Genomic DNA, 15,825 nt, shown 5'->3' on the forward strand with positions numbered 1-15,825 from the left:
TCCAGGCCATCTACGTGCCCGCCGACGACCTGACCGACCCGGCGCCCGCCGCCTCCTTCGCCCACCTGGACGCGACCACCGTGCTCTCGCGCGACATCGCCGCCCAGGCCATCTTCCCGGCCGTGGACCCGCTGGACTCCACCTCGCGGATCATGGACCCGCTGGTGATCGGCGAGGAACACTACCAGGTCGCCCGTCGCGTCCAGGAAACCCTCCAGGCCTACAAGTCCCTGAAGGACATCATCGCCATCCTGGGCATGGACGAGCTGTCGGAAGACGACAAGCTGACCGTCGCCCGCGCCCGGAAGATCTCCAAGTTCCTCAGCCAGCCCTTCCACGTGGCCGAGCAGTTCACCAACATGCCCGGCGTGTTCGTCAGCCTGGAAGACACCATCCGCTCGTTCAAGGCGGTGGTGGACGGTGAGTACGACCATCTGCCGGAAGCCGCCTTCTACAACGTCGGCACCATCGAAGACGCCGTGGCCAAGGCCGAGCGTCTGGCCGCGGAAGCCTAAGCAAAATGGCCGAGAAGCTTCACTTCTCCCTGGTCTCGCCGGAGCGCGAGCTGTTCTCCGGCGAGGTCGACCAGGTCGACGCGCAGGGGACCGAGGGCGGCTTCGGCGTCCTGGCCGGCCACGCGCCGTTCATGACGGCGCTCAAGGCTGGCCAGGTCGTGGTCCATAACGACGGCCAGTTGACGGTCTTCGAGGTCGAGGGCGGCTTCGCCGACGTCACTCCGGAAGGCCTGACCATTCTCGCGGAGCACGCCGTCGCGGCGCGCAGCTGACACTCAACGGCCTCGAACTCGCCGGAAAGCGCCACTAGAGCACTTGCGAGGGACGGCCGCATTGAGTGTGATGCAACATCAAGTCAGGGGAAACGCAGCCATGCGCACCGCCATCGTCAGTCTGATCGCTATCGCCGGCGTCGCCACCAGCGCCTCGGCCCAGACCCCGCCGCCCGCCGCCGAGCCGGCGCCCGTGGCCGCTCCGCCGGCGGCGGCTCCGCCCGCGACCGATCCCATGGCCCCACCGGCCGCCGCGACGCCGCCCGCGACCGATCCCATGGCTCCGCCGGCCGCCACCGCGCCGCCCGCCGCAGAGGCCCCGCCGGCCCCCGTTCCCGAGAAGGTCTACAGCATCCCGACCACCGGTCCGGAAGGTCAGATCATCGACGTGCTGAACCGGGTCTGTAAGCCCCTGGTGAAGGGCGGCAACCTCGACCAGATCGTCGGCGGCCTCGGTGGCTACAAGAAGAACCGCCGCGAGCTGACCTGGACCACCACCCTGGTGGCCAAACCCTACACCCTGACCATCTATCCGCAGGGCTCCAACAAGGACGTCTGCCGGATCGGCATCAACTACGAGATCGGCAAGGAGACGCCGATCATCGTGGGCCTGAACATCTTCTCGTTCCTGCACAAGCCGGAGCTGCTCCAGCAGCGCAACGACTACACCCCGAGCGCCGACTACAAGCGCGTCACGAACACCTGGGAATATCTGACCGACCACGAGTCGATCGGCCTGGTGTTCATGCAGCTGAAGAAGCCGGACGGCGCCTCGGTGAACAAGAACTGGGACCTGGGCGAAGTGCTTTATTCCGAGCGCAAGTTCTAAGGCGGCTTGCCGCGCCTGCGGGCGCGACCTAATTCGGAAAGGCGCCGGGGACGACCTCGGCGCCTTTTCTTGTTCCCGGGGACGGCCCCAACAGCTGGGAGGCTTCAGCCCATGGCTTGGGTCATTCTGTTCGTCGCCGGCCTTTGCGAGATCGGCTGGGCGGTGGGCCTGAAATACACCGACGGCTTCACCCGGCTCTGGCCGACCGTGGCCACCGTGACCAGCATGGTGGTCTCCATGGTCATGCTGGGGCTGGCGGTGAAGTCCCTGCACCTGGGCACCGCCTACGCCGTCTGGACCGGTATCGGGGCCGTGGGCACGGTCATACTGGGGATCATCCTGTTCAAGGAGCCCGCCACGGTCGCCCGACTGGCCTGCGTGGGCCTGATCGTTTCCGGCATCGTGGGCCTGAAGATCCTGAGCCCCCCGGGCCACTGACCGGCGCTTGCCGGAAGGCGGATATGGCGTCGCGCATGGCGACCAGCCGAGAGCGGGAGCGGCGGCATCCGCAGCCATCGCTCCACGGCGAGGGCGCCGCTGATCACATTCGCGGGGGCATCTTGTCGAAGACCGGGACGCCTTCTGACGCTGCGTCCCAGCTCGCTGCGCGCATCCGGTAGACATGCATTTGAGGCTGGAACACTTCGAGATCGTCGAGGCTGGAAGCGCGCAGGAAGATGAGGCCCGGCATGGCGGTGTTCGTCGAGAAGACCGGCGCGCCGCAGGTGGGACAGAAGGCGCGGGTCACGGGATTACCGCTGTCCGAGGGGCGCACATAGCCCTTCGCCTCGCCCGTGAGGGTGACGGACTCTTCCGGCACGGCGAGGTGGGAGGAATGGCCCGTGCCGCTGGAGCGACGGCAGTCTTCGCAATGGCAGTGCCCTGCCATCATCGGCGTCCCGTCGCATGTGTAGCGCACGGCGCCGCAGAGGCACCCACCGGTGAATGGCGTCGGCAAATTTCGCTCCTCGAAAAAGCACCGCGAGATTGCCCACTGATGAGCCCCGGCAGAATATGTTCAAGAACATATTCTGCCGGGGTGTAGGCGACGCTGAAGGAGGCCCAGGACATTGCCCTATCGGCCGGAACACAAGCCGGAAACACGTGCGCGGATTGTCGAGCGCGCGCGCGTCCTCTTCAATCGGCACGGCTACGACAACGTGACGATCGACATGGTCATGGAAGCCGCGTCGCTGACGCGCGGCGGCTTCTACAACCACTTCAGGAACAAGCAGGAGCTGTTTGCCGCGGCGGTTTCCAGCTTCCTGATGGGGCGAGGCGCCAGGTGGCGTTCCGAAGCGGGGGTCAATTCCATCGACCCGGCCTTGGAAGACGCGGCCAACATGCTGCGCAGCTATCTGTCGCCGGGTCATCTTGACGACCTTGAAGGCCAATGTCCGATGATCGCCCTGCCATCGGACGTCGGTCGCGCCGAGATGACGGTGCGCGACGCATACGGAGTCCTGCTTGATGCGATGGTTGGCCTCTATGAGCGCGCGCTCCCCAGCGGAAACGGGAATCGTCGCTCCACGGCCCTCGCCCTCGCCGCCTTGAGCGTTGGCGGGATGGTCCTGGCCCGCACGATCTCCGACACGGCTCTCGGCTTGGAGGTTCGGGAAGCGGCCCTTGCCAAGGCGCTGGAGATGCTGACGACCGGTGCGGACACAGCAACCAGGGGCGCATCGTGACGTCCGCCGGCGGCCAGGGCGGCTTCTGACGCTAAACCGACTGCGAACCGCGCCAAGGCAATTTCCGCAACGGGTTCAGTTCCAAGCGCGGAAAGCCGCCGAGCGTATGAGTACAGCCCAGGTTCAGGCCGCGTCGCGCGCCGGGACCTCGTCCAGCCAGGTCAGGATCTCATTGGCCACGCCGTCCCAGCCCGGTTCGCCTAGCAGCCAGTGGCTCATGCCGGGCTTGAGGCGGAATTCCGCCCCGATCCGCTCGGCGGTCTGGCGCACAGTGCCAGGCGGGTGGACCACGTCGCGGTCGCCGCACAGCACCAGGGTCGGGGCCGGCAGCGGTCCTGGGCCCACCCCGGTGGTCATGAACGGGTCCAGCCACCAGTTGAGCGTCTCCCAGAGCGCCCGGCCGCTCTCGGGGCGTAGGCGCTCGACCACGGCTTCACGCTCGGCCTTGGGCATTCGGTTCAGGCTGTACTGGCGCATCAGCGAGCGGTCGGGGGCGACACCCTGGGCCCAGAACGGGCCCAGCATGTGCAGGCCGAAGGCGGTGACCGCCTCCTCCATCGACGAACCGGACACGCCCCAGGGCGCGGACGGCGCCAGCAGGACCAAGGCGGAGACCGCGGCGCGGCGCGCGGCGAGCTGGGCCACCAGTCCGCCCAGGGAGTGGCCCACCAGGATCGGCGGTCGCGGCTGGGCGGCGCAGAGGGCGGCGATGTCGCGGGCGTAGTCGGTCATCGAGACCCCGACCACGGCGTCCGATCGCTCGCCCTCGCCATGGCCGCGCAGGTCAGGGGTAAGGACCAGATGACCGGCGGCCTCGAAGGGCTTGCGGAAAGCCTCGAAGGTCCAGCCGCCGCAGAAGGCGCCATGCACCATGATGACGGACGGCGGATCTGTTGGCATGGGACGGCTCAGGCCGCGCGTCCCCGGAAGCGGCCGAAGTCGCGGAAGGCGGTCACCACGGCTTCATAGGTGGCGCGCTTGAACGGCACGACCAGGCCGGGGGCCTCTTCCAGCTTGCCCCAGCGCCAGGCCTCGAACTCGGGATGGCCGTGGCCGGTGAGGTCGATCTCGCTCTCGTCGCCGTCGAACCGCAGGGCGAACCACACCTGGCGCTGGCCCTTCCAGCCCTTTGCGACCTTCGAGCCGGCGTGTTCCGGCGGGAAGTCGTAGGCCATCCAGCCCTCGGTGCGCCCAAGCAGGGTGGTGGAGACCACGCCAGTCTCCTCGGCGAGTTCGCGGAAGGCGGCTTCAGCCAGGTTCTCGCCCTCGTCGACGCCGCCCTGCGGGAACTGCCAATTGTAAGGTTCGGGCGCCGCGTAACGGCGGCCCAGCCACACCCGGCCATCGGGATGGAAGAGCACCACCCCAACATTCGGGCGATAGAGGGCCAGGTCGTGGTTCATCTCAGCTCTTTTAGCGACGGCTGGTCAGGGCGGAAGCCGGAGCCAGCTGATATCCGCGAGATTCTACCGATTCAGCCCAGGAAGCGACCTGCGACAGCGTTACAGGATAGGCGAAGCCGGATCCCAGGGCCTGACCGTTCTGCAGGGCGAAGGCCTCGACCTGGAGAAGCTGATGGTCGATGGCCTCGCCGGAGAGCTGTTCGTCGATGATCCGCACGGCTGAGGCCCTGGGGATGCCGCCGCCGCGCCGAGCGGCCTGGCCGTCGTCGACGAAGGCCAGGCCTCGGCCGCGCAAGGCGCCGGTGAAGGCGTTCATGCCGGTGTCGGAGGCCAGGAAGCGCGAGCCGAGATAGTTGGTCACTCCGAAATAGCCTGTGGCGCGCGACAGCACCCATTCCAGCTTCTTGACCGTCTCGGTCCCCTGGGCGGTGGCCATCAGGGTATAGGGGCCCGGATCGTTGTCGGGATAGTCGACGGGCTCCATGGGAGCTTCCAGGAGCACCTCGTGGCCGGCGGCGCGGGCCAGGTCGATCCAGCCCTGCAGGCCCTCGGCATAGGGCACGAAGGAGAGCGTGATCTCCGGCGGCAGGCCGTCGATCGCCTGGCGAGTGGCCTGGGCGTTGAGGCCCAGCCCGCCGACCACCATGCCCACCTTGGGCCGGCCGTTGGGGACGAAGGGCCGCGCATAGGCCTCGGCTGGGGTCTTGCCGTTGGCGGCGATGATGGGTAGCAGGCCGCCGGGGCCCTGGACGTGGAAGCCGGCCAGGGGGGCCTGGACCAGGGGATCGGCGGCGTGGAAGGCGCGGCCGCCCGACATGGTGATGGTGGCGTGGCCGCCGAAGGCGCCATCGGGGCCGAGCGGGGTCTCAGACAGGCGGAAGATGTCCTCGATCACCACCGGTTCGCGCGGCGGGGCGGTGAGCGCCTCACGCCAGCCCGGAGGGGCCGCCATGCCCTGGACCTTGGCCAGCGACAGCCGCACCACCGGGGTGCTGGCCCTGGGATCGCCCAGCAGGCCGATGACGGTCAGGAGGGTGATGAGCATCAGCCCGCCCGCCAGCCCGGCGGTCAGGTGCGGGTTGGCGAAGGCGCGCGCCAACAGGTCCGGCGGACGGAATCCGTCGCTCGGCGCGGCCATGGCGGGGATCAGGTTCTTTGTCGAAAACATGCGCGCGATCACGGAACGTTCCAGGTCCGCACCGTCCCACGCTTATGGTTAACAACGACTTATACAGTGAACGTCGGAAGGGCCTCCCCGCGCAGAAAGGCGGGGAGGATTCCGGGGATCATTTCTTGGTGGCCGGCGGTTCGACGCTGGGCGAACGCGGGGCGACCACGGCGGCCATCTTCGGGGCCGGTTTCGGCAGCTTGGGCGTGGCCGCGACCGAGCCGTAGCGCAGCACGTCCTTGGCCCGCGCGAGCTGGAAGTCGCCGGTCTTGGTGTCGAAATCGGTGGGCGGCGCCTCGGCCGGCTCATGAGCGCCGATGCGCTTCTTGCCCTCTTCGGCGTTCAGCGCGTTGCGGAACGAGGCCTCTGAGAACTGGAAGGCGCGGTTGGCGATGCGCTGGGCCTCGTCGCGGGTCTCGGCGACCTCGAGGTCCGGCTCGATGCCGGTCTTCTGGATCGAACGGCCGGAGGGGGTGTAGTAGCGCGCCGTGGTCAGCTTCAGCGCTCCGTCGATTCCGCCGTGCAGCGGGATCACGGTCTGGACCGAGCCCTTGCCGAAGCTGGTCAGGCCCACCAGTTCCGCGCGCTTGCGGTCCTGCAGGGCGCCGGCGACGATCTCGGCGGCCGAGGCGGAGCCTGAATTGATCAGCACCACCATGGACAGGCCGCCGGCGGCGTCGCCGGTGCGGGCGTTGTAGCGTTCGATGTCGCGCGGGTCGCGACCGCGCTGGGAGACCACTTCGCCGCCGTCCAGGAACAGGTCGGAGATGCCGACCGCCTGGTCGAGCAGGCCGCCCGGATTGTTGCGCAGGTCGAGGATCAGACCCTTCATCTTCGGGTTCTTGGCGCGCAGGTCGGCCAGCGCCGCCTCGGCCTCGTCGGTGGTCTTCTCGTTGAAGGCCGAGACGCGGAGATAGCCGTAGTCGCCTTCCATCTTGGCGGTGGCGGACCTGGGCTTGATCACCTCGCGGACGATCTTGACGTCGAAGGGATCGGTCTTCTCGCGGGCGATGGTCAGGGTGACCAGCTCGCCCGGCTTGCCGCGCATCTGCTTGACGGCCTCGTTGACCGACAGGCCCAGCACGCTCTCGCCATTGACCGCGGTGATGAAGTCGCCGGCCTTGACGCCCGCCTTGAAGGCCGGGGTGTCGTCCATGGGCGAGATCACCTTGACCACGCCGTCCTCGCTGGTGACCTCGATGCCGAGCCCGCCGTATTCGCCGCGCGTCTGATCGCGCATGTCGTCGAAGCTGTCGGGATTGAGGTAGCCGGAGTGCGGATCCAGCGAGGTCAGCATGCCGTCGATGGCCGCCTCGATCAGCTTTTTATCGTCGACCTCGGTCACATACTGCCGCTCGACGATGTCGACCACGTCGCCGAACAACTGCAGCGTCTTATAGGTCTGGGTCTTGGGTTGCGCGGAGGCGATGGCGGCCTGGCTGACATAGGCCATGGAACCGGCGCCGAGCACGAAGGCCGAAGCCCCAATCAAAAGATACTTTCGCATATCAGGCCCTTAAGCCTCCCTTGCGGCGAAAAGGCGCCGCCGACGCATTCAATTCGCGGAAGCTGTTGCCGCTTCCGTTCTCAACCAGCGCTCCGGATCGACGGGCGCTCCGCCTTCCCGGACCTCCAGATAGAGCTCAGATGGGGATTGTCTCCCATCCGGCATCCTTCCGACAGGCGCGCCCGCCGCGACCGATTGTCCGATACCGACGGTCGCCCGGTCGAGGCCTGCCAACACCAGATGGTATCCACCCGGCAATCTCAAGATCAATATGACGCCCCAACCCTTAACGGGCCCCACATATTGGACCAATCCGGCGCCCGGCGCCGTCACACGGGCGCCTTTCGCCGAGGCGATGGTCAGTCCGTTGGCGCGTCCGCCCCCCGGCATGGCCTCGCCGAACCGGTGGGACACGGTTCCAGGCGTGGGCATGCTCAGCCCCTGAGGGGCTGACAGCGGGGCCTCGAGGGCGGGGCGCAGGGCGAGCGCCGCCCCCGGCGGAACGGTCTCGGAGCGGGCCTCGGCGGCGCGGCTGTCGGCGGTGAACAGGGCTTCGCTGGCCACCGCGGCCAGGCGGCGCTGGCGGGCGATCTGCACGGCCTCGGCGGAATAGGCCCGGGCGCGGCGGTGCAGCTCGGGGGTGATCGCCTTGACAAGTATGGCGGCGCGCACCGCGTCGACGGCGTCGTCGGGGCTGACCAGCAGGGCCGGCGGCGGATCGCGGCGAAACTGGGCCAGCACCGTCAGCAGCCGGGCCAGCCGGTTGAGGTTGCGGCCCTGCTCGGCGGCCAGCACGGTCTCGCGGACGTTCAGCTTCTCCAGCCGCTCGCGGTCGTCGGCGGCCAGGGCCACAGCCGTGAACGCGAGCGTCGCCGTGAGCGCAAGGGCGGGGGCGAGGCGGCGGGTCATGTCCCCAGGGATAGTCCGCGTCGCCATATGCCTCAATCGCGGTGGTAGGGGCCGCCGGCCAGGATGGTCACGGCGCGGTAGACCTGCTCGGTCAGCATGACGCGAGCGAGCGCGTGCGGCCAGGTCTGGGGTCCGAAGGCCAACTTGCCGTGGGCCTGGGCCAGCAGGGCGGGGTCGAGGCCGTCGGCGCCGCCGATCATCAGGACCAACCGCCGCGTCCCATCGTCGCGCAGGCGCGCGATGAGCGACGCGAAGTCCCGCGAGGTCCTCTGCGCCCCGTGCTCGTCGCAGGCGATGACATGGGCGCCCTCCAGGTGCGGGCGCAGGGCGTCGGCTTCCGGGCCCTTGCCGGGCTTCCGGGACTCGACCTCCACCACCTCGACGGGCCCCAGCGCCAGGGCGCGGCCCGCGGCGGTGGCGCGGTCGACATACAGTTTCACGAGTTCGGCTTCCGGCGAGCGCGGCAGGCGTCCGACGGCGAGGATCGTGATCTTCACGGTCTCCCCCGATTAAACGTGCGCCGCCGGTCAAGTCTCTTCCTCTCCACCCGTCTTCCGGGGGGAGAGGGTAGGGTGAGGGGGGCGTCTCCGCCGCGCTGAGGGTGTTGATGGGCCGCAGGGCGGCGCTGCGCGCCGCATCCCCGCACCCAACCCTCTCCCCGTGAAAGGGGAGAGGACGCCAAGCGCCATATGCGCTCGCCGTGCGGGAACGAGAGGAAAATCAATCAGCTCGAGGCGGTGCGGTGCGGGGCGTCGACCGACCAGATCTTCTCGATGTTGTAGAACTGGCGGACCTCGGGGCGGAACAGGTGGACGATCACGTCGCCCGTATCGATCAGCACCCAGTCGCAATGGGGCATGCCCTCGACCCGGGCCTTGCCGTAGCCCTCTTCCTTCAGGGCGCGAAGCAGGTGGTCGGCCATGGCGCCGACATGACGGTGCGAACGGCCGGAGGCGACGACAAGGCCGTCGGCCACCGCGCTCTTACCCTTCAGATCGATGAAGACGACATCCTGGGCCTTGTCGTCATCGAGACGCGCCAGGATCAGGTTTTCCAGGGCGGTGATCCGCGCCTGGGTGTCAAGGGAAGCCTGGGAAACTACGGCTTCGTGCGCGCTAGGCGCAGGGTCAGGGCTCAGCGGGGTCGCTCCTTTTTAGCCTCGCTATGAAACCCTTCGTATCACGAAAAGCACGATCGGTCAGCCCGACCTCACGCACTCGTCACCCACCGCCCAGGCGCATCCGCTCGCGCAGCGCCGTGGAGGACTGGAAATTCAACGGTCCGGTCAGGAAAACCCAGCGCGGCGGTGTGACGCCGGGCAGCAGCCTGGCCTGTTGCGGCGCGAGGCGGGCATGGGCGAAACGCCTGGCGGCGGGCGAAAACCGGCTCTTCAGCGAGATCCAGGGCCGCGAGACCACCGCCACCGGAACCTCGGCCATGATCTGGGTCCAGCCGCGCCAGCGGTGGAAGGTAGCCAGGCTGTCGGCGCCCATGATCCAGACGAAATGCACCCGGGGGAACCGGGCCCTCAGCGCCCGCAGGGTGTCGATGGTGTATTGCGAGCCGGTCGCCGTCTCGGCGTCGGAGACCACCATGGCCCGGCCCCGCGCCACGCCCTTGGCCCCGGCCATGCGGTCCTTGAGCGGCAGGGTCTCGGTCGAGGCCTTCAGCGGATTCTGCGGCGAGACCAGCCAGATCACCCGATCCAGGCCCAGCCGGCGGCGCGCGGTCTCGGCCACGTGGGCGTGGCCCTGGTGGGCCGGGTTGAACGAGCCGCCATAGAGGCCGACCCGCATGCCGGGCTCCAGGTGGAAGCCCAGCTTGAGCGCCGCCGGTCGGCCGGCCTGGGGCCGGCGCCTAGCGGGACCGGCGAACCACATGCGCGTTCCTGAGGTTCAAAACAGGATGGGGGCTCAAAGCGGCCTGGCCGTGTCGGGATTGCGGTCGAGGTCGGGGTCGGTCTGGCGCACCCGGGCCCGGACGGTGAACACTCCGTCGCCGGAGAGCACCCCGCCGCGGGCGAACAGCCGGCCGTGCTCCCAGTTAGAGAGGCCAAGCTCGGGCCGGTCCAGGGCGAACTGGCCGTCGACCCAGCGGGTGAAGCCGTCGCCGACGAAGGGCGCGTTTATCGCCGCATAGAACCGCTCGTGGGCCTCGGCGTCCTGAGCGATCAGGCTGGCGGCGAACTGCGGGCTGTAGTGGTTGAAGAGGGCGACGGCCTCCTCGACGCTGTCGACCATGACCAGGGAGAGCTCAGGGGTCTCCTCCCACTCCCATTCGCGGCCCAGGTCCTCGCGGGCCAGGATCTCGACCTGGTCCTCCTCGCGGGGCCCCTCGGCGCGGCCGACCATGAGGCGGGCCGTGCGCCAGCTCTCGGGGAGCATGCTCTCGCCCCCCTCGACCACGTGCAGCTTCACACCCTGGCGGCGCTCTCCGGCGGCCCGCAGGGCCTCCAGGAAGGCAGGGACCAGGTCTGTGGCGCGTTCACGGACGATGGCGCAGACATTGAGCGTGTTGCAGACCTTGCGGTCGAGCGAGTGGTAGACGGCGCGCTTAAAGCGCTGCGCATCCGCGCTCGGGTCGGCGACGATCCAGGCGCCGCCCGTGCCGTGCAGGCTGACCGGTGTCCCGGCCTGGCGGGCGATAGCGCCCAGCTGGGCCACGGCGGGGCCGGAGCCGCGCGCCACGGCGAGCGCCAGGCGCGGGTCGGAGAACATGGCCCAGCCTGCCGCATGAGCGGGACTGTCGACCAGGGCCGCGGCGCCGTCCGGTAGGCCGGCGGCCTTGAGGGCCGGCTCCAGAGCGTGCTCGACGATGGCCCGCGCCGTGCCGAGCGCGTCCGAGCCGATGCGGAAGACCACGGTGGCGCCAGACCGCAGCACGCCGGTGGCGTCGGCGAAGACATTGGGCCGGCCCTCGAAGATGAAGCCGACCACGCCCAGGGGCGCGGCTGTCTGCTCGACGCTCCAGCCCACGTGCTCGACCCGTTCCAGCACCCGGCCGCGGCTGGCCGGGGCGTCGCGCCAGACCTCGAGGCCAGCGATCATGTCGCGGCGCATGGCCTCGCTGACCGCCAGCCGCGTGGTCGAGCGGCCGCGTGCCTGGGCGCTCGCCACGTCGGCGGCGTTGGCCTCGCCGATGGCGCTCCAGACGGCGTCGTCGGCGAGGTTGGCCGCGAAGGCCTGGAAGAAGTCGGTGATCGCCTGGTCGCTGGTCGCGCCCAGCGCCTGGAAGGCCCCGTGGGCCCGGCCGACCGCGTCGGCGGCCAGGGTCTGGATCACGGCGGGCACGTGCAGCAGGTCGCCGGTCTCCTGCACCACCACCAGCCGGTCGCCGGGCTGGAAAGCCTTGGCCAAGGGCTCGGAGACATGGGCGACGCGGTCGCCGCCGAAGGGGATGGCCTGGCCCGGAGCGAGCGTTTCCAGCCGCCCGGTCCGGGGCGCCGCCGTTTCAGCCGTAGGTCTCGCCGCCGCGTCGTCCATCACGCGCCCATATGCTCAAGTTGAGGTTTAGTAGGCCCCTTTGGCCGGGGCCGCAAATCAGGCCGGCGCGCGCGTCGGCGTCAGGGCCAGGTCGTCAGCGTGGATCAGCGGGCCGGAGGTGAAGCCCAGCACCGCCTCGATGGCGTCCGACTTCAGGCCGCAGATCTTCTCGGCGTCGGCGGCGTCGTAGCGCGCCAGGCCGCGGCCGATCTCCAACCCCGCTTCGTCCACCACCCGGACGGCGTCGCCCTTGCCGAACCGGCCTTCCACCGCGCGGACCCCAGCGGCCAGCAGGCTCTTGCCGGTGGAGAGCGCCCGGGCGGCGCCGGCGTCGACCACCACGGCCCCCGAAGGCGCCAGGGATCCGGCGATCCAGGCCTTGTAGGCCGCGGTCACCGAGACGGAGGGTTCGATGACCGTGGCGGTCTCGCCGTCCTCGATGGCGGCGAGCGGCGAGGGCCGGCGCCCCAGTGTGATGACCGTGGCGCAGCCCGCGCCCTGGGCGATGCGCGCGGCGGCGATCTTGGTGGCCAAGCCGCCGGTGCCGACCCCGGCCCGGGCGTTGGCGCCCCCGGCCATGGCCTCGATCTCAGGCGTCAGATGGCTGACCCGGGGCAGATGCCGCGCGTCGGGATCATGGCGCGGATCGGCGGTGTAGAGGCCGTCGATATCCGACAGCAGCACCAGGACGTCGGCGCCGATCATCTGGGCCACCCGGGCGGCCAGGCGGTCATTGTCGCCGTAGCGGATCTCCTCGGTGACCACGGTGTCGTTCTCGTTGATCACCGGGATGCAGCCCAGGGCCAGCAGGGTCGAGAGGGTGGCGTGGGCGTTCAGCCAGCGGCGGCGCACCTCGGTGTCGTCGCGGGTCAGCAGCACCTGGGCGGCGGCCAGGCCGTGGGGCTCCAGCGCCTCTTCCCAGGCCCGCATCAGGGCCGATTGGCCTGCGGCGGCGCAGGCCTGTTTCTCCGGCAGGGTGAGCGCCTTGCGCGAGATGGAGAGCCGGCGGCGGCCAAGCGCGACGGCGCCGGAGGAGACCACCAGCACCTGCTGGCCCCGTGCATTGAGCCGGGCGAGATCGGCGGCGAAGGCGGCGAGCCAGGCGCGGTCGGGACCGTCGGGACCGGCCACCAGGGCCGAGCCGACCTTCACCACCACCCGCTTGGCCTGCGTAAGCCCGCTCATCTAAGGGACCCAGCCTGTATTGGCCTCGTCGGTGGGATCGGCCAGGGCGGCGGCGGACTTGCGCGCGCGGACCATGGCGTAGGCCTCGCGCAGCAGCTCGGTAACCCCCTTGCCGGAAACGCCGGAGACCAGGCGGACCTCGGCGCCGGACGCCTCGGCCAGGGCCTCGCGCTGCATCTCCACCGTGCTCTCGTCCAGGGCGTCGATCTTGTTGAGCGCCAGGATCTCGACCTTGTCGCCCAGCTCGTCGGCATAGGCTTCCAGCTCGGTGCGCACGGTCTTCCAGGCCTCGACCACATCGGTCTGGGTGGCGTCCACCAGATGGATCAGGGTGGCGGTTCGCTCCACGTGGCCCAGGAACCGGGTGCCCAGCCCCGCCCCGTCCGAGGCGCCCTCGATCAGGCCGGGAATGTCGGCGATGACGAAGCGTTCGTTGGTGGAGAGGTCCACGACACCCAGGTTGGGGGCGATGGTGGTGAAGGGGTAGTCGGCGATCTTCGGCTTGGCGGCGCTGGCGGCGGCCAGGAAGGTCGACTTGCCGGCGTTGGGCAGGCCCACCAGGCCCACGTCCGCGATCAGCTTCAGTCGCAGCCAGATCCAGCGCTCCTCGCCTTCCTGGCCGGGATTGGCGTGCTTGGGCGCTTGGTTGATCGGGCCCTTGAAGCGGTCATTGCCCCAGCCGCCGTTGCCGCCCTTGAGCAGCAGCAGGCGCTGGCCGGGCTTGTCCATGTCGGCGACCAGGGTTTCCTTGTCCTCGGCCAGCACCTGGGTGCCCACCGGGACCTTCAGCACCACGTCATCGCCGGCCGCCCCGTGGCGGTTGCGGCCCATGCCGTGGATGCCGGTGCCGGCGCGAAAATGCTGGGCGTAGCGGAAGTCGATCAGGGTGTTGAGGCCGTCGACCGCCTCGATCCACACGTCCCCGCCGCGCCCGCCGTCGCCGCCGTCCGGGCCGCCGTACTCGATGTACTTCTCACGCCGGAACGACACGGCGCCGCCGCCGCCGTTTCCGGAGCGGATGTAGATCTTGCACTCGTCGAGAAACTTCATCGGGGCCTTTTGTAGCACAGAGCGGTGGAGGTCGAGGGCAATCCCCGAGTCACCCCGGAAAGCGGCGAGCGCGGTCCGGCCACCACCTCTCCACCCGTCTTCCGGGGGGAGAGGGGAGGGTGAGGGGGGCCTCGCCGCCGCGTCGAATTGGTGGAGGGGTCGTGGCGCGCCGCTTCGCGCCGCATCCCCTCACCCTACCCTCTCCCCTTGAAAGGGGAGAGGACGAGAGCGTCACCGGCCAGGCCGCCCATCAGGCCAGCCAGACCATCATGCGGACCGGAACCTCGGCGCCGCGCGCCGTGGAGGCCAGCAGCTTGACCTCCCCGGTGTAGAGGAAGCCCACCTTGCACAGCACCTGGCCGGAGGCCGGATTGTCGCTGGCATGCCCAGCCACGACATAGCGCCGGCCCCAGATCCGATTGGCCCAGATCAGGGCGCGTTCGGCCGCCTCGGTGGCGTAGCCCTTGCCCCAGTGGGGACGGCCCAGCCAGTAGCCGATCTCCGGACGGCCCTCGTCATTGTCGAAGAAGCCCATGACGCCCACCAGACCGTCGTCGGGATGTTCGATGGCGAAGGTGAACTCGTGCTCCGGGTCTTTGTAGTCCAGCCGTTCGAGGAAGGCCTCGGCGTCCGCTAATCCATAGGGATAGGGGACCTTGGAGGTCATCTTGGCCACATCGTAGTCGTTGCAATATTCGGCGATCCGCGGGGCGTCGGCCTTGCGGGGCCGGCGCAGCGCAAGCCGCCGCGTGCGGATGACCGGCTCGATCTCGATGGCGCACATGGTCTACCTCCCGGTCCTCTGCTGGGACCCCGAAAAAACAACGAGGGGGAGTCCGGCGTTCCGGACTCCCCCTCGGAAGTTCTTTGCCCGGTTCGCCTTGCGACGAACCCGGTATGAGGCTCGTCTTATTTCGTCTCGGCCGGAACCACGTTCACGTAGGTGCGGTCGTTGCGCTTGGTGATGAACTTCACGGCGCCGGCGGCCATGGCGAACAGAGTGTGGTCCTTGCCCATGCCGACATTGTCGCCGGCGAAGAACTTGGTGCCGCGCTGACGGATGATGATGTTGCCGCCGACGACGGATTCGCCGCCGAACTTCTTCACGCCGAGACGACGGCCGGCCGAGTCGCGACCGTTACGCGAGGAGCCGCCAGATTTCTTGTGAGCCATTGTGCTCTCCTAAACTTGGTGGACGCCGGGCCTATTCGGCGGCGTCGTCGGATTTCTTGGCGGCGGCCTTCTTCGGCGCAGCCTTGGGGGCGGCTTCGGCCTTGGGCTCCGCGGCCTTCTTCGGCGCGGCGGCCTTCTTGGCGGGAGCGTCCTCGGTCGCGGCGGCCTTCGGCGCGGCCTTGGCCTTGGCCGGAGCAGCGACCGGGGCGGCGCCGGCTTCCAGGGTCGTGATCACGTGCTTCAGATTGCGGGCGCGAGCGTCCAGCATGGCCTTGGTGGTCAGGTCGACGACGCCGTCCCACTTGTCGGTCTTGCCGGCGCCGGCGATCGAGGTGACGCGCAGGACCGACTCGTGTTGGCGGTGGCCCTTGGTGCGGCGGTAGCCCTGGCGGCGGATCTTCTTGAAGATCTTCACCTTCTCGCCCTTGCGGGTTTCGATCAGGGTGGCCGAGACGGTGGCGCCATCGACGATCGGGGCCCCGAGGGTCACCGTCTCGCCGTCGCCCAGCATCAGCACGTCGCCGAAGGCCACATTGGCGCCCGGTTCACCGTCGAGCTTCTCGACAACCAGCAGATCGCCAGGTTGGACCCGGTACTGCTTTCCGCCGGTTTTGATCACCGCGTACATCGTTAGCGCCTTGGAC

General features: G+C 69.2%; 19 protein-coding genes and 1 pseudogene. 5 read left to right on the forward strand and 15 right to left on the reverse strand.

All coding sequences use genetic code 11. The annotated features are described in order from the left end of the window. From Q8Q88_RS04570 to sugE, 4 genes and pseudogenes are all read left to right on the forward strand, one after another. A pseudogene (locus tag Q8Q88_RS04570) lies at window positions 1–515 on the forward strand (F0F1 ATP synthase subunit beta); the annotation flags it as partial. 5 nt (window positions 516–520) lie between these two features. Further along, the gene (locus Q8Q88_RS04575) at window positions 521–787 is read left to right on the forward strand and encodes an ATP synthase F1 subunit epsilon (RefSeq protein WP_305674019.1); all 267 of its coding nucleotides are present in this window, start codon (window positions 521–523) and stop codon (window positions 785–787) included. A 100-nt stretch (window positions 788–887) separates the two neighbouring features. After that, window positions 888–1,616, forward strand: coding sequence for a hypothetical protein (locus tag Q8Q88_RS04580; protein ID WP_305674020.1), 729 nt, complete (start codon window positions 888–890; stop codon window positions 1,614–1,616). A 111-nt stretch (window positions 1,617–1,727) separates the two neighbouring features. After that, on the forward strand, window positions 1,728–2,054 hold the full coding sequence (gene sugE, locus Q8Q88_RS04585) for a quaternary ammonium compound efflux SMR transporter SugE (protein ID WP_305674021.1): 327 nt from the start codon (window positions 1,728–1,730) through the stop codon (window positions 2,052–2,054). A gap of 103 nt (window positions 2,055–2,157) precedes the next feature. Here the strand turns inward: sugE and Q8Q88_RS04590 are convergent, their stop codons facing one another. Next, window positions 2,158–2,574: a GFA family protein gene (locus Q8Q88_RS04590; RefSeq protein ID WP_305674022.1), complete on the reverse strand. Its 417-nt coding sequence runs from the start codon at window positions 2,572–2,574 to the stop codon at window positions 2,158–2,160. Window positions 2,575–2,686: 112 nt separating this feature from the next. Between Q8Q88_RS04590 and Q8Q88_RS04595 the strand changes: the two genes are divergently transcribed. Continuing rightward, window positions 2,687–3,304 (forward strand): TetR/AcrR family transcriptional regulator, encoded by a 618-nt coding sequence (locus tag Q8Q88_RS04595; protein ID WP_305674023.1) that lies wholly within the window; start codon window positions 2,687–2,689, stop codon window positions 3,302–3,304. A gap of 123 nt (window positions 3,305–3,427) precedes the next feature. On the opposite strand, the gene Q8Q88_RS04600 is transcribed toward Q8Q88_RS04595, so the two are convergent. From Q8Q88_RS04600 to rplU, 14 genes are all read right to left on the reverse strand, one after another. Next, window positions 3,428–4,204 (reverse strand): alpha/beta fold hydrolase, encoded by a 777-nt coding sequence (locus Q8Q88_RS04600; RefSeq protein ID WP_305674024.1) that lies wholly within the window; start codon window positions 4,202–4,204, stop codon window positions 3,428–3,430. 8 nt (window positions 4,205–4,212) lie between these two features. Beyond that, window positions 4,213–4,707 carry an RNA pyrophosphohydrolase gene (locus tag Q8Q88_RS04605; RefSeq protein ID WP_305674025.1) on the reverse strand — a complete coding sequence of 165 codons (495 nt, stop codon included), beginning with the start codon at window positions 4,705–4,707 and terminating at the stop codon, window positions 4,213–4,215. A 10-nt stretch (window positions 4,708–4,717) separates the two neighbouring features. Continuing rightward, window positions 4,718–5,875 carry a divergent polysaccharide deacetylase family protein gene (locus Q8Q88_RS04610; RefSeq protein ID WP_305674026.1) on the reverse strand — a complete coding sequence of 386 codons (1,158 nt, stop codon included), beginning with the start codon at window positions 5,873–5,875 and terminating at the stop codon, window positions 4,718–4,720. 118 nt (window positions 5,876–5,993) lie between these two features. Then, window positions 5,994–7,382 carry a S41 family peptidase gene (locus tag Q8Q88_RS04615; protein ID WP_305674027.1) on the reverse strand — a complete coding sequence of 463 codons (1,389 nt, stop codon included), beginning with the start codon at window positions 7,380–7,382 and terminating at the stop codon, window positions 5,994–5,996. 48 nt (window positions 7,383–7,430) lie between these two features. Then, window positions 7,431–8,291 carry a murein hydrolase activator EnvC gene (locus tag Q8Q88_RS04620; protein WP_305674028.1) on the reverse strand — a complete coding sequence of 287 codons (861 nt, stop codon included), beginning with the start codon at window positions 8,289–8,291 and terminating at the stop codon, window positions 7,431–7,433. Between the two features lie 32 nt (window positions 8,292–8,323). After that, complete coding sequence (gene rlmH / locus Q8Q88_RS04625) at window positions 8,324–8,788, reverse strand: 23S rRNA (pseudouridine(1915)-N(3))-methyltransferase RlmH (protein ID WP_305674029.1); 465 nt, start codon at window positions 8,786–8,788, stop codon at window positions 8,324–8,326. Window positions 8,789–9,015: 227 nt separating this feature from the next. Further along, entirely contained in the window at window positions 9,016–9,429 is a 414-nt protein-coding gene (rsfS, locus tag Q8Q88_RS04630) for a ribosome silencing factor (RefSeq protein WP_254837202.1), read from the reverse strand. 82 nt (window positions 9,430–9,511) lie between these two features. Further along, entirely contained in the window at window positions 9,512–10,171 is a 660-nt protein-coding gene (locus Q8Q88_RS04635; RefSeq protein ID WP_305674030.1) for a nicotinate-nucleotide adenylyltransferase, read from the reverse strand. A gap of 33 nt (window positions 10,172–10,204) precedes the next feature. Continuing rightward, entirely contained in the window at window positions 10,205–11,773 is a 1,569-nt protein-coding gene (locus Q8Q88_RS04640) for an aldehyde dehydrogenase family protein (RefSeq protein ID WP_305674031.1), read from the reverse strand. A 57-nt stretch (window positions 11,774–11,830) separates the two neighbouring features. After that, a complete protein-coding gene (gene proB, locus Q8Q88_RS04645; RefSeq protein ID WP_305674032.1) occupies window positions 11,831–12,958 on the reverse strand; it encodes a glutamate 5-kinase in 1,128 nt (375 codons plus the stop codon). Beyond that, window positions 12,959–14,008 carry a GTPase ObgE gene (obgE, locus tag Q8Q88_RS04650; protein WP_305674033.1) on the reverse strand — a complete coding sequence of 350 codons (1,050 nt, stop codon included), beginning with the start codon at window positions 14,006–14,008 and terminating at the stop codon, window positions 12,959–12,961. It lies immediately after the preceding gene. A gap of 250 nt (window positions 14,009–14,258) precedes the next feature. Beyond that, window positions 14,259–14,792, reverse strand: coding sequence for a GNAT family N-acetyltransferase (locus tag Q8Q88_RS04655; protein ID WP_305674034.1), 534 nt, complete (start codon window positions 14,790–14,792; stop codon window positions 14,259–14,261). Window positions 14,793–14,917: 125 nt separating this feature from the next. Next, on the reverse strand, window positions 14,918–15,181 hold the full coding sequence (gene rpmA, locus Q8Q88_RS04660) for a 50S ribosomal protein L27 (protein ID WP_305674035.1): 264 nt from the start codon (window positions 15,179–15,181) through the stop codon (window positions 14,918–14,920). Between the two features lie 31 nt (window positions 15,182–15,212). Further along, window positions 15,213–15,809 carry a 50S ribosomal protein L21 gene (gene rplU / locus Q8Q88_RS04665; protein WP_305674036.1) on the reverse strand — a complete coding sequence of 199 codons (597 nt, stop codon included), beginning with the start codon at window positions 15,807–15,809 and terminating at the stop codon, window positions 15,213–15,215. Window positions 15,810–15,825: the final 16 nt, after the last annotated feature.

The organism is Phenylobacterium sp., from assembly GCF_030697925.1.
In the GTDB taxonomy this organism is placed as follows: Bacteria; Pseudomonadota; Alphaproteobacteria; order Caulobacterales; family Caulobacteraceae; genus Phenylobacterium.